General features: G+C 65.1%; 14 protein-coding genes. 7 read left to right on the top strand and 7 right to left on the bottom strand.

Annotation, left to right across the window (positions count from 1 at the left end; all coding sequences use genetic code 11):
- Positions 1 to 834: substrate-binding domain-containing protein (locus tag EOA32_RS23545; protein WP_128373008.1), on the top strand; the 834-nt coding region annotated here is incomplete at its 5' end.
- A gap of 67 nt (positions 835 to 901) precedes the next feature.
- Here the strand turns inward: EOA32_RS23545 and EOA32_RS23540 are convergent.
- The 3 genes from EOA32_RS23540 to EOA32_RS23530 form a co-directional block, all read right to left on the bottom strand.
- Positions 902 to 1,894, bottom strand: coding sequence for a LacI family DNA-binding transcriptional regulator (locus EOA32_RS23540; RefSeq protein WP_095828484.1), 993 nt, complete (start codon positions 1,892 to 1,894; stop codon positions 902 to 904).
- 75 nt (positions 1,895 to 1,969) lie between these two features.
- The gene (locus EOA32_RS23535) at positions 1,970 to 3,004 is read right to left on the bottom strand and encodes an L-idonate 5-dehydrogenase (RefSeq protein WP_128373007.1); all 1,035 of its coding nucleotides are present in this window, start codon (positions 3,002 to 3,004) and stop codon (positions 1,970 to 1,972) included.
- A 49-nt stretch (positions 3,005 to 3,053) separates the two neighbouring features.
- Positions 3,054 to 4,001 (bottom strand): 2-hydroxyacid dehydrogenase, encoded by a 948-nt coding sequence (locus EOA32_RS23530; protein ID WP_095828378.1) that lies wholly within the window; start codon positions 3,999 to 4,001, stop codon positions 3,054 to 3,056.
- A 78-nt stretch (positions 4,002 to 4,079) separates the two neighbouring features.
- On the opposite strand from EOA32_RS23530, the gene EOA32_RS23525 reads away from it, so the two are divergent.
- The 5 genes from EOA32_RS23525 (at position 4,080) to EOA32_RS23505 (ending at position 9,017) form a co-directional block, all read left to right on the top strand.
- A complete protein-coding gene (locus EOA32_RS23525) occupies positions 4,080 to 4,835 on the top strand; it encodes an SDR family oxidoreductase (RefSeq protein WP_095828377.1) in 756 nt (251 codons plus the stop codon).
- Positions 4,804 to 5,340 (top strand): gluconokinase, encoded by a 537-nt coding sequence (locus EOA32_RS23520; protein WP_095828376.1) that lies wholly within the window; start codon positions 4,804 to 4,806, stop codon positions 5,338 to 5,340. Before EOA32_RS23525 ends, EOA32_RS23520 begins: the two co-directional genes overlap by 32 nt.
- Positions 5,337 to 6,224, top strand: coding sequence for an NAD(P)-dependent oxidoreductase (locus EOA32_RS23515; RefSeq protein WP_128373006.1), 888 nt, complete (start codon positions 5,337 to 5,339; stop codon positions 6,222 to 6,224). The genes EOA32_RS23520 and EOA32_RS23515 overlap by 4 nt, the downstream gene beginning before the upstream one ends.
- Positions 6,221 to 6,589 carry a hypothetical protein gene (locus EOA32_RS23510; protein WP_128373005.1) on the top strand — a complete coding sequence of 123 codons (369 nt, stop codon included), beginning with the start codon at positions 6,221 to 6,223 and terminating at the stop codon, positions 6,587 to 6,589. The genes EOA32_RS23515 and EOA32_RS23510 overlap by 4 nt, the downstream gene beginning before the upstream one ends.
- A 97-nt stretch (positions 6,590 to 6,686) precedes the next feature.
- Positions 6,687 to 9,017, top strand: a complete 2,331-nt coding sequence (locus tag EOA32_RS23505) for a response regulator (RefSeq protein WP_128373004.1) — start codon at positions 6,687 to 6,689, stop codon at positions 9,015 to 9,017.
- 1 nt (position 9,018) lies between these two features.
- Here EOA32_RS23505 and EOA32_RS23500 read toward each other — a convergent pair whose 3' ends face one another.
- The 3 genes from EOA32_RS23500 to EOA32_RS23490 form a co-directional block, all read right to left on the bottom strand.
- On the bottom strand, positions 9,019 to 9,879 hold the full coding sequence (locus tag EOA32_RS23500) for a lytic transglycosylase domain-containing protein (RefSeq protein ID WP_128373003.1): 861 nt from the start codon (positions 9,877 to 9,879) through the stop codon (positions 9,019 to 9,021).
- A 3-nt stretch (positions 9,880 to 9,882) separates the two neighbouring features.
- Positions 9,883 to 11,133, bottom strand: a complete 1,251-nt coding sequence (gene ispG / locus EOA32_RS23495) for a flavodoxin-dependent (E)-4-hydroxy-3-methylbut-2-enyl-diphosphate synthase (RefSeq protein ID WP_095782792.1) — start codon at positions 11,131 to 11,133, stop codon at positions 9,883 to 9,885.
- A gap of 253 nt (positions 11,134 to 11,386) precedes the next feature.
- A complete protein-coding gene (locus EOA32_RS23490) occupies positions 11,387 to 11,566 on the bottom strand; it encodes a YdcH family protein (protein ID WP_040998838.1) in 180 nt (59 codons plus the stop codon).
- A gap of 234 nt (positions 11,567 to 11,800) precedes the next feature.
- Here EOA32_RS23490 and EOA32_RS23485 point away from each other — a divergent pair, with 234 nt between their 5' ends.
- The gene (locus tag EOA32_RS23485) at positions 11,801 to 12,004 is read left to right on the top strand and encodes a DUF465 domain-containing protein (RefSeq protein WP_067001951.1); all 204 of its coding nucleotides are present in this window, start codon (positions 11,801 to 11,803) and stop codon (positions 12,002 to 12,004) included.
- A gap of 24 nt (positions 12,005 to 12,028) precedes the next feature.
- Here EOA32_RS23485 and EOA32_RS23480 read toward each other — a convergent pair.
- A partial coding sequence (locus EOA32_RS23480; RefSeq protein ID WP_145971339.1) for an IclR family transcriptional regulator occupies positions 12,029 to 12,714 on the bottom strand: 686 nt, incomplete at its 5' end.

Below are 12,714 nucleotides of genomic sequence, written 5' to 3'. Positions count from 1 at the left end.
GTCAAGACGCTTGACGGCGCCGGCTCCATCGGCGGCCGCACCGCTGCCTTCGGCCAGGCGCTGGCGCTCAATCCCGATGGCATCATCATCAACGGCTTCGACGCCGTCGAGCAGAAGCCGGCGATGGAGCAGGCCAAGGCCGCCAAGATCCCGATGGTGGCCTGGCACGCCGCGCCGACCGTCGGCCCGATCGACGATCTCGGCATCGTCGCCAACGTCTCGACCGATCCAATGGAAGTTTCGAAGGCGGCGGCCGACTGGGCCTTCGTCGATGCCAAGGGCAAGCCCGGCGTCATCATCTTCACCGATTCCACCTACCAGATCGCCATCGCCAAGGCGGACCGGATGAAGAAGGAGATCGAGGATCTCGGCGGCAAGGTGCTCGAATATGTCGACACGCCGATCGCCGAGACCTCGCAGCGCATGCCGCAGCTCACCACCTCGCTGCTGCAGAAATACGGCGACGCCTGGACCCATTCGCTGGCGATCAACGATCTCTATTTCGACTTCATGGGCCCGTCGCTGGCGGCGGCCGGTAAGTCCGGCACCGACGCGCCGATCAACGTCGCGGCGGGCGACGGTTCGGAATCGGCCTACCAGCGCATCCGCTCCGGCCAGTTCCAGAAGGTGACGGTGGCCGAGCCGCTGAACCTGCAGGGCTGGCAGCTTGTCGACGAGCTCAACCGCGCCATGGCCGGCGAGAAATGGTCGGGCTACATCTCGCCGCTGCATGTGGTGACTTCCGACAATGTCGAGTTCGACGGCGGCCCGGACAACCGTTTCGACCCGGGCAACGGCTACCGCGACCAATACAAGAAGATCTGGGGCAAATAGACGCCATCCAGAACGATCAGCGAGCGGTCGGCGATCATCCCGCCGGCCGTTCGTTTTTTCCGACGCTTCAGGCCGTGTGTCGCACAACAACCTTGGGCGTCATGCCGACTACGACGCGGTCATCGAGCGCTCGCCGCCCGTTGAGCAGGTCGAGCACCAGCTCGGCGACGCGGATGCCGATCTCATGCGCGCCGACGTCGATCGTGGTGATCGAAGGCACCGACTGCTCGGCGAGATCATAGGCGCCGAAGCCGGCAATCGCCACGTCGTCCGGCACGCGGATGCCGCGTCGAACGCATTCCATCAGGGCGCCGAAGGCGGAGAGGTCGGACACGCACATCACCGCTTGTGTATCCGGCCAGCGCGAGATCATCTCGACCATGGCGGTCGCGCCCTCGCGCATCGAGATCGGCGGCACGCCGGAGGCAATCACGCGCGAAGCGTCCAGGCCGCGGTCCTCCAGCGCCGCGACGAAGCCGCGCCGGCGGTCCAGGCCGCGGGTGTCCCGCGAGGTGTCGCCACCGATAAAGCCCAGCCTCGAATAGCCGCGCTGGACGAGATGATCGACCATCAGCCGCCCGGCATCGGCATTGGAAAAGCCGACGACGTGGCCGATGGGATCGGCTGGCAAATCCCAGGTCTCCACCACCGGAACGCCGGCATTTGCCAGCAGCTTGCGGCAGCGCGGCGTGTGCCGGCCGCCGGTGACGATGATCGCCTCCGGGCGACGCTGCAGCAATTGCCCGACCAGGCGTTCCTCCTCCTCGACATTATAGTCGGTGAAGCCGAGCAGGATCTCCAGCCCGCTGTCGCGCAGGCCCTCGGTCATGCCGCGCACCGTGTCGGCGAAGTTGGCGTTGTTGATCGAGGGGATCGTCGCGGCGACGAAGCCCGAGCGCCGCGACGACAGATTGGCGGCGATGCTGTCGAAGACATAGCCGAGCTCTTCAGCCGCCTTGAGGATGCGGTCGCGCGTATCGGCGCTGACCGAAGCGTCGCGCTTGAAAGCGCGCGACACGGTCATCGTCGAGACGTTGGCGCGATGCGCGACATCGGCCATGGTCGGCCTTTTGGGCGAAGATTGCATGGCAGTACGTTGTCGATATCACGGCGGAATGCAACGCGCCGTTGCAGCTCACGCAAACGCGATCTGGACCTTCATCGCCTGGCTGCGGTCGTTGGCGAGCTCGAAGCCGGAAAGCGCCTCGTCGACCGGCACCGAGTGGGTGATCAGCGGCTTCACGTCGATCAGCCCCTTGCGCATCAGCTCGACGCCGACGGCGAATTCGGGATGGAAGCGGAACGAGCCGTTGATCGACAGTTCCTTGGCGGTCACCGTTGACATCGGCAGTGCCATCTCGGCGCCGCCGAGGCCGAGCTGGACGATGGTGCCGCGCGGACGCAGCGCCGCGATGCCTTGTGCCAGCGCCGACGCCGCGCCCGAACATTCGTAGAGGATGTCGAACGTTCCCTTGTCGGCAAGGTAGGGCGCAAATCCTTCCGGCTCGCTTCGGGTGTTGATAGTCTTGTCGGCGCCGGCGCGCATGGCCATCGACAGCGTGAAATCGGCGATGTCGACGGCGACGATTTCGGCGGCACCGGCGCGGCGCGCGCTGATGATCGACAGCAGGCCGATCGGCCCGCAGCCGGTTACCAGCACGCGCTTGCCCAGCACCTCTCCGGCCCGGCGCGTCGCGTGCAGACAGACCGCCAGCGGTTCGGCCATCGCCGCCTCGCCGGCGGTCAAGCCGTCGGCGGGGACGCACTGAATCGCGTCCGCCACCAGCATTTCACGAAACGCGCCCTGGATATGCGGGAACGGCATGGCGCTGCCGTAGAAGCGCATGTTGAGGCACTGGTTGTGCATGCCCTCGCGGCAATAGCGGCAGCTGTAGCAGGGCCGCGACGGAGACACGGCGACAAGCTGTCCTGTCAGCAGTCCACTCACTCCCGGCCCGAGGCTCTCGATCACGCCGGAGACTTCGTGGCCGAGGATCATCGGCTCCTTCAGGCGCACCGTTCCGAAGCCGCCGTGATTATAGTAGTGCAGGTCGCTGCCGCAGATGCCGCCGGCGGCGAGACGCAACAGCACCTGGCCCGGACCCGGCTCCTCGACCGGACGGTCCTCGATGCGCAGGTCTTTGGCGGCGTGGATGACGATCGACTTCATGGCAGGCGAACTCCTCGGACTGTGCCGGCAGGCTTTGCGTAAAGCAATTTCACAGCACCGGCGTCAGCAACGGCTGGCCAGCAAAATGGGCGGCAAGGTTGTCGCGTACCAGCTTGCCCATCGCCTTGCGCGTCTCGATGGTGCCCGACGCATGGTGCGGCTGCAAAAGGACGTTATCGAGCGCCAGGAACCGCGGATTGAGCTTCGGCTCGCCCTCGAAAACGTCGAGTGCGGCAGACCCCAGCGCCTTCTTCTCGAGCGCATCGAGCAGCGCATCCTCGTCGATATTGGAGGCGCGCGAAATGTTGATCAGCATGCCGTCCTCGCCAAGCGCCGCGATCACCTCGCCATTGACGATGTGGCGCGTCGCGGCCGACGCCGCGAGCGTCACGAACAGGAAATCCGAACGGCCGGCCAGGGCGACGGGATCGGCGACGAACTCCCAGTCCGCGGCGAAATCCTTGGGCGCGACGTCGCTGTAGGCGATATCCATGCCGAAGCCGGCCAGACGCTTGGCCACCTCATAGCCGATGCGGCCGAGGCCGAGCACGCCGGCCCGCCGGCCCCAGACTCGGCGCTTCAGCGGGTAAAGGCCCTTAGAGGCCCAACTGCCATCGCGCACCCAGCGCTCGGCGCCGATCATGCCGCGCGACAGGCACAGCATCATGGCGATGCCGAGATCGGCGACGTCGTTGGTCAACACATCAGGCGTATTGGTGACCCGCACGGCGCGCTCTCGGCACGCCGACAGATCGACCGCGTCGAAGCCGACGCCGTAGACCGAGACGACCTCGAGTGCCGGGCACGCCTCGATCATGGCGCGGTTCGCGCCGAGTTCGCCGCGGGTGGCGATGGCGCGGACCTGCGGCCCGACCTCGGCGAGGAAGGACGGCTTGTCTTCGGCCGCGAAATAACGATGCACCACGAAGGCTTCGTTGAGCGGCACCTCGTCCCACGCGGGATAAGGTCCAACCTGAAGGATATGGGGCCGCTGCATCGGTTTTCGCTCCACTTGACTTGACAGGTGATGTTATCGATAACATAAAACGGACAGCGACGAGAGGCAATCGAGAAAATGTCGTCCACCTTGTTCGATCTCACCGGGCGCACCGCGCTCGTCACCGGCTCCTCGCAAGGCATCGGCTTTGCCTTGGCAAAAGGGCTCGCCGGTGCCGGGGCCAAAGTGGTCCTCAACGGCCGCGACGAGGCAAAACTCGCCGTTGCGGCCGCGCAAATCCCCGGCGCTGTGACGCTGGCCTTCGATGCAACCGACCATGATGCGGTACGCGCCGCCATCGATGCGTTCGAGCAGACTCACGGAGCGATAGACATTCTGGTCAACAATGCCGGCATGCAGTTCCGTACGCCGCTCGAGGACTTTCCCGCCGACGCGTTCGAGCGCCTGCTGCAGACCAATGTCGCCAGCGTCTTCCATGTCGGCCAGGCTGTGGCGCGCCACATGATCCGGCGCGGCCGCGGCAAGATCATCAACATCGCCAGCGTGCAGACCGCGCTCGCCCGACCGGGGATCGCGCCCTACACGGCGACCAAGGGCGCGGTCGGCAATCTCACCAAGGGCATGGCGACCGACTGGGCCAGGCACGGCCTGCAATGCAACGCCATCGCGCCCGGTTATTTCGACACGCCGCTCAATGCGGCCCTTGTCGCCGACCCAGCCTTCAGCGCCTGGCTTGAAAAGCGCACGCCGGCTGGCCGCTGGGGCAAGGTCGAAGAACTGGTCGGCGCCTGCGTCTTCCTGGCGTCCGACGCCTCTTCCTTTGTCAACGGACATGTCCTCTATGTCGATGGCGGCATCACAGCTTCGATCTGACCTGCCGCCGCGCATGGTTGTCATGGGCGTCACCGGTTCGGGCAAGACGACGGTGGGCGAGGCGCTGGCCCGTGCGATCCAGGCGACGTATGTGGATGGCGACAAGCTGCACCCTGAAGCCAACATCGCCAAGATGAGCGCAGGCATTCCGCTTGACGACGCCGACAGGTGGCCATGGCTTGCGAAAGTCGGCGGAACGCTGAGGCTGCAGCCCGCACCGGTCATCGTAGGTTGTTCGGCGCTGAAGCGCGCCTATCGCGATTTCATCACCGAGCAGGCCCGCGCGCCGGTGCTGTTCATCTATCTCGATGGTTCGCGTGAACTGATTTCCCGGCGCATGAGCGAGCGCACCGGGCATTTCATGCCGACCAGCCTGCTCGACAGCCAGTTCGCGACGCTGGAAGTGCCGGCCAAAGACGAGAATGCCATCGCGGTGGCGATCGACGCACCGCTCGAAAAGATTGTCGCGGACATAACGTCCAGATTTGAGGAGCGACCGTCATGACCAACATAGTCGCGCTAATCGGTGCCGGCGCCATGGGCGGAGCGATCGGCGAACGCCTGCTCGCTACCGGCAACCGGCTCTTCGTGTTCGATCTCGACACGGTCAAGGTGGAAACGCTGGTTGCGAAGGGCGCCAGCGCCGCGGCCAGCGCGGCCGCCGCCGCCGCAGCGGCCGACTTCGTCATCCTCAGCCTCAATTCCGCTGCGATCGTGCGCCGCGCCGTGTTCGGCGATGGCGGCGTCGCCGCTGGCGCGAAGCCCGGCACGCTGATCATCGACATGTCGTCTATCGACCCCGACGCGACGCGCCAGCTGGCGGCGGACGCCGGCGAAAGGAGTCTGCGCTGGGTCGACTCTCCGCTCTCGGGCGGGGCGCCGAAAGCCCTCGTCGGCGAGCTGACGCTGATGGCCGGCGGCAAGGCGGAAGATGTGGCGGACGCGCACAAGGTGCTCCACCACGTCGCCAGCAACTATACGCATATGGGCTCGGCCGGTGCGGGGCAGACGACGAAGCTGATCAACCAGGTGCTCTGCGCCCTGAATTTCATGGCTGTGGCGGAAGCGACCCGGCTGGCGCTCGATGCCGGCGTCGACGCGCTCAAGATCCCGCAGGCGCTGAAAGGCGGCCGCGGCGACAGCGCCATTCTGCAGGAATACCTGCCGCGTTTTGCGACCCTCGACTACCGGCGCACCGGCCGCATCGACAACATGGTCAAGGACCTCAACGCCGCGCAGGACCTGGCGCGGCGCACGCACACCGCAATGCCGCTGACGGCCGTCTGCGCCGAAGTGCACCGGCTGTTGACGGCCGCCGGACTGGGTGGCGAGGACCAGGCCGCTTTGATGGAATTTTTCCTACGCAAGGATGAGGAGCCCGCAGCATGATCACACGCTATGCGCTGTTTGAAGGCAAGGTGAAGGACGGCCAGACCGAAGCCTTCCGCGAGGATGTGATCAGAACCGTCCTGCCGAAGTGGAAGGCTTTCCCGGGCGCGCTAGACGTACGCGTCAGCTTTGCCGAGAAGCGCGACGATGGCGCGCCGGAATTCCCGATGATCCTGGCAATCAACTATCGCGACATGGCCGCGGTCGAGGCCGCGCTCGCGAGCCCCGCCCGCGCCGAATCTCGCGCCGCGACCGAGGCTGTTCTGGGCAAATATTTCGAGGGACGCATTCACCACCACGTCACCATCGCAAACGAGTTTTCCCTGTCGACGGATTGCGTGCTTAAATCTGCCCCTGAGCCCTAAATGCGCAGGCAAGACAGGCAGCCGCACCAACGAAATCTTAATGTAAATCAAGCGTAATCCCGACTGTTAAAATTGTGCGTTTGGGTTGGGGTTACGCATGCCGGAGTATTCCTCCTTCATCCGGTCGATCCGGGTCCGCTATATTTCGGGATTGCTCGTCTTTGCCCTGGCCTCGGCGGCCGTCATGTTCGCGCTCAACCGCGTGAACTCATACCGCCACGAGGTCGATGCCTTGAGCGCCAATTTCGTCATCTTCTCGCGCGACCTGCGCAACGCCACCAATTTCGCCGAGACGACCGGAACCGTGTGGCGGGCCGAGACCCGCGATGGGCTGACCGCAGCCGCGCGCGGCCATTCCGAACGGCTGATGGGCGAGATCGAAATCCTGAACGCGCAGCTCGCGGCGATCAGGCCGCGGCTGTCGAAGAATACGCTCAATGCGCTCGAATCCGCTTCGGTGAACGACGATCTGTTCTGGTCGGCGCGCGACATGGTGCGCAATTTCAACCTGATGTCGGTGGCCCAGACAGTCGACGAATGGAGCTACCGCGAGATCCGCAACCAGAACGATCTTTTCGCCCAGCCGATGCTGGTTCGCGTGCGCACCGCGCTCGATGACGAGCGGCGCCTCGCCGATGCCGCCAGCGACCGGCTGCTCCTATGGGCGAGCGGTCTGCTGATCGCCGTCATCGCCATCGCCGCGGTTCTGATCTTCCGGCCGATGGAGAACGCGATCCGCCGCGCCTTCGCCGAAACCGCAGCATCGTTGTTCAAGGCCGAGGCGGCCGACCGGGCCAAGTCGGAATTCCTCGCCAATATGAGCCATGAGATCCGCACGCCGATGAACGGCGTGCTCGGCATGGCCGAGCTTCTCGCCAAGACCGAGCTGACGCCGCGCCAGAAGACCTTCACCGACGTCATCGTCAAATCCGGCAACGCGCTGCTCACCATCATCAACGACATTCTTGATTTCTCGAAGATCAATGCCGGCCAGCTGACGCTCGACCCCGCCCCGTTCCGCCTGGCCGAAGCGGTCGAGGACGTGGCCACCCTGGTCTCGGCCCGCGTTGCCGAAAAGAACCTCGAGCTCATCGTGCGCGTCGACCCGCGCCTACCTGGCTTCGTCGTCGGCGACGCCGGCCGTTTCCGCCAGATCGTTACCAACCTGCTCGGCAATGCGGTGAAGTTCACCGAGAAGGGGCATGTGCTGATCGATGTCGGCGGCGATGTGATCGACGGAACCGTCCAGCTCAAGGTCCGCGTCGAGGACACCGGCATCGGCATCCCCGCCGAGAAGCTGCAGAGCGTGTTCGAGAAATTCGCCCAGGTCGACGGCTCGTCCACCCGTCGTCACGAAGGCACCGGGCTCGGCCTTGCCATCCCCGCCCGCCTCGTCGACCTGATGGGCGGCAAGATCGGCGTTGAAAGCGAGATCGGCCGCGGCTCGGTCTTCTGGTTCGCCGTACCGCTGCCGGCACACAATCAGCAAGCGCGCGACGAGATCGTGCCGGTCGACGTCACCGGCGCCCGCGTCCTGGTCATCGACGACAACCCGGTCAATCGCGAGATCCTGCTCGAGCAGCTGCGCAGCTGGAGCTTCGACTGCGCCGCGGCCGAAAGCGGCGCCGTCGGCCTCGCCTTTCTCGACCGCGCCTGCCAGCTCGGCGCTTCGGTCGACTGCATCATCCTTGACTACCAGATGCCCGGCATGAACGGCGCCGATGTCGCCAAGGCGATCGCCGCCGACAGCCGCCTGTCTTCCATTCCGGTCGTGCTGCTCACTTCGGTCGACCAGGTCGATTTCGGCCGACTGGTGATCGATTTCGGCATCGTCGCGCATCTCACCAAGCCGGCGCGTTCGGCGGTGCTGCTCGGCACCGTGATCTCCGCCATCCAGAAGGCGCGCACGCAAGGCGGCAAGGCGCATTTCGTGCGCGAGCCGGTCGTCGTCCAGTCGGCTCCGCCGCCCTTCACCGTCATCCGTGGTCCAGCCGTTCCGGTCCTCTCGCCCGAACCGGCGGCGGCGCCGAGCGGTCCGATCGATATCCTGATCGCCGAGGACAATGACGTGAACCAATTGGTCTTCGGCCAGATCCTCAACGGCCTCGGCCTCAGCTATCGCATTGCCGGCAATGGCCGCACCGCGGTTGAGATGTACCGCTCGCTGCGCCCGAGGCTGGTGCTGATGGACGTCTCCATGCCTGAGATGAACGGTTACGAGGCGACGCGCGCCATCCGCGCCATCGAAGGGCAGAGCGGCAGCCATACGCCGATCATAGGCGTCACCGCGCATGCGCTGAAGGGCGACCGCGAAAAATGCATGGAGGCCGGCATGGACGACTACCTGCCGAAGCCGGTCTCTCCCGACCGCCTCGGCGCCAAGATCGGCACCTGGCTCAGCGAGACGGTGGCGGCGAAGACGGCTTGAGCTACCGGTTTCGCATAACCAGGCACGCCCCGCCGACGCTTTGCAGCTTATTGCAGATGCCGTTGGCCTCGGCGCGCGAGTCGGCACCGATCCTGACCGCATAGATGCCGCGCCGGCCGATCGGCGTGCGCACGCGGCTGACCACAGGATCATGGCTGCCAAGCAGGGAAGGGAATCGGCCGCGAACCCGCAACCACTGGCTGATTGCGGCGGAGCGGCGGAAATTGCCGGCCACCTGGACGCCCCACGGCTTGACGTTGATCGAGGCCATGGCGACGGTCCGCGACATGATCACCGGCAGCCTGCGGCAGGCGACCGCGAAGCTCATCTTCGGATCGAGCGGCCGGATCGCGCCGGCATAGGCGGTGTCCGAGAACTTGTCGACCGGCTCGCCCATGATGTCGAAGACATAGCTTTCGGTCTCCATCGGCAGGAAGCCGCCGGAGGACAGCCAGCGCGATACGCGGTTCTCGCCCGCATTGTAGGCGGCAGCCGCGAGGCCGAGATTGCCGTAGCCCGCCTTCATCTCGGCAAGATACTTGGCCGAGGCGGGGATCGCCTGCCCGATGTCGAAGGGATCGGCAAGCCCGCGCAGCTTGGCCGTGCCCGGCATGAACTGCGCGATGCCCTCGGCGCCCACGGGGCTCACCGCATTGGGATCGAAGCGGCTCTCCTTCCAGATCAGCCGGGCGAAGAAATCCTTGGGCAGGCCATTTTGCTCGGCCTGAGTTTCGATCAGATCACAGACGCGGTTGATCAGCCGTTTTGCGGCCGATCGCGACTGCGGCGGATCGGCGAATGCCTGACCGGCAGGGATCAGCGCGCAAATCAGGATCAGTGCCGTCCTGAGCAAGCGCTGCATGGCTCATTCCGCGGCGGCTTTGCCGTGTCCGTACCGCTGCTCGATATAGTCGGCGACCATCTTTTCGAAATCCTGCGCGATCGAGGGGCCACGCAGCGTCGCCGCCTTCTTGCCGTCGATGAACACCGGCGCCGTCGGCGTCTCGCCGGTTCCGGGCAAAGATATGCCGATATCGGCATGCTTGGATTCGCCGGGGCCGTTGACGATGCAGCCCATCACCGCGACCTTGAGGTTCTCGACGCCCGGATATTTCTCACGCCACACCGGCATGTTCTTGCGGATGTCGGCCTGGATGCTTTGGGCCAGCTCCTGGAAGACGGTGGAGGTCGTGCGGCCGCAGCCGGGGCAGGCCGCGACGATCGGCACGAACTGCCGGAAGCCCATCGTCTGCAAAAGTTCCTGCGACACCTGCACCTCGCGCGTGCGGTCGCCGTTCGGCTCCGGCGTCAGCGAGATGCGGATCGTGTCGCCGATGCCCTGCTGCAGAAGGATACCCATGGCAGCTGAGGAAGCGACGATGCCCTTGGTGCCCATGCCGGCCTCGGTCAGCCCGAGATGCAGCGCATGGTTGGAGCGGGTCGCAAGCTCGGTATAGACGGCGATCAGATCCTGGACGCCGCTGACCTTGGCCGACAGGATGATCTTGTCGCGGCCGAGCCCGATCTCTTCCGCCATCTCCGCCGACAGGATCGCCGACTGCACGATCGCCTCGCGGGTGACTTCCTGGGCGGTGAGCGGCGAGCCCTGGGCCTGGTTATCATCCATCAGCCGGGTCAAGAGCTCCTGGTCGAGCGAGCCCCAGTTGACGCCGATCCGCACCGGCTTGTCGTATCTGATCGCCATCTCGACGATCGCTGCGAACTGGCGGTCCTTCTTTTCCTTGAAGCCGACATTACCGGGGTTGATGCGGTATTTCGCCAGCGCCTCGGCGCAGGCCGGGTGATCGGCGAGCAGCTTGTGGCCGATATAGTGGAAGTCGCCGACCAGCGGCACGTTGACGCCGAGCCGTGCCAGCCGATCACGGATGCGCGGCACGGCGGCGGCGCTCTCGTCGCGGTCGACGGTGATGCGCACGATCTCCGAGCCGGTGCGATGCAGCGCCGCCACCTGGGCAACGGTCTGATCGATGTCGGCGGTATCGGTGTTGGTCATCGACTGCACGACGACCGGCGCGCCGCCGCCGACCATCACGCCGCCGACATCGACGCCGACCGATGCGCGGCGCGGGAAAGGAGAAGAAAAATATCCGGTCATGCCGGCCGCCTTCATCTGGAAGTTCCGGGCATGAGGTGGCGGAGCAAAGATGGCTTGTCAATGGCCGGTGACAGCCACGGTCCGCAAATCGGCTGCGCTTGGTTGGCGGCCGTGCGGTTCAGCAGCCCACATCGGGCTGCGTTTGCATTCCAGGAAGAGTCAGGAAATTCAGCGTAAACTCGCCAGACCGGCGGCATTCTTGCCACCGGTTGGGTTGCACCCGACGGGTGCGGTTATGTTGCCTAGAGGAGTTTCAGTGTGCCGTCGGTTTCGCCTTCAGCTTTTCAATCTCGTCCTTGATTGCCAGCTTGCGCCGCTTCAGAGTGGCGATCTCGAGGTCGTCTACCGAAGGATGATTCATCGCGTCGATAAGCTCGCGCTCGATGTCGCCGTGCTTCCGCTGCAGCTCATCAAGATGGGATGCAAGAGACATGATTGGTTCTCCCTTTCATGGATTCCTCGATTGCAGCCGTCTCAGGCACGTCCACCGCAGGTCGCAACTGTGACGGCACGATGACAGTTTGCCACCAACCAATCTCGATGTCGAATGCCGCGTGGTAGCATTCCACGACAATGTGAAATGTGATATCAGCGGCGCGCCGGTCACAAACCCACCGGCCCCGCCCAAAGGCCCATCCCTGGGCGACGCATACGCAGACGGTAGATAATGTCCGAACAGGAACAGGCTGAGATACGCCTCGAATATTCCCGGCTCAAACAGGAACACGCCGATTTCGACGCCGCCATCAATGCGATGATCGCCATGGGTTGCGACCCGCTGCAGATCCAGCGCATGAAGAAGAAGAAGCTGATGCTGAAGGACCGGCTGATGGCGCTGGAAGACCGCATCATCCCCGACATCATCGCCTGACCGGCAGCTTCTTACGCTCGACGGCTAGGGGATCGAAAGCCGCGCGGCGCGGTCACGCAGCAGCGCGACCAGCTCGCCTGTCCGATCTCCCGACGTGTCGATCGGAACCACCAGGCACATCGTCGCCTCGATCTTTCCGGGCGCTGAAAAGACCGGCGCCGCCAAGCATTTGGTATAGGCGTCGACAAGGCCCGACGTCACGCAATAGCCGGCGACGCGGGCTTCTGCGATGTCGTCGATGAAGTCGTCGAGCTCGATCTTGCGGCCATCCGGCAGCACGAGGTCGTCCTGGGAGATCATCGCCTCGATCCGGCTGCGTTCCAGGCCGGCGAGCAGCAGCCGGCCCGACGCGGTCCACGGCAGCGGGATCTGCAGGCCGGTCGCCGAGCTGATGCGGAACGGCCTGGTGCCCGGGCTCGAATGGACGATCGTGTAGCGGCCGCTCTGCAGCATGCACAGCTCCGAGGTCTCGCCCGTCTCGCGCGACAGCGTGTCGACCTCCTGCCGTCCGCGCCTGAGCAGGTCGTTGCCGCGCATATAGGCCATTCCGTAGAGGTAAAGCTTCTTGCCGAAATAGACGCGGTTGCCGTCGCCGGCCATCTCCAGGAGACCGGCACCGACCAGCTCGCGAACGAGCGTGTAAGTCGTTGAGCGGGGGGCGTTGAGCCCCTTGGCCAGTTCGCCGATGCCGATCGCGCGCTGCGTGGCAT

It is taken from the genome of Mesorhizobium sp. M1A.F.Ca.ET.072.01.1.1 (assembly GCF_004023325.1).
GTDB lineage: Bacteria > Pseudomonadota > Alphaproteobacteria > Rhizobiales > Rhizobiaceae > Mesorhizobium.
This window is presented reverse-complemented; position numbering and strand designations above follow the sequence as displayed.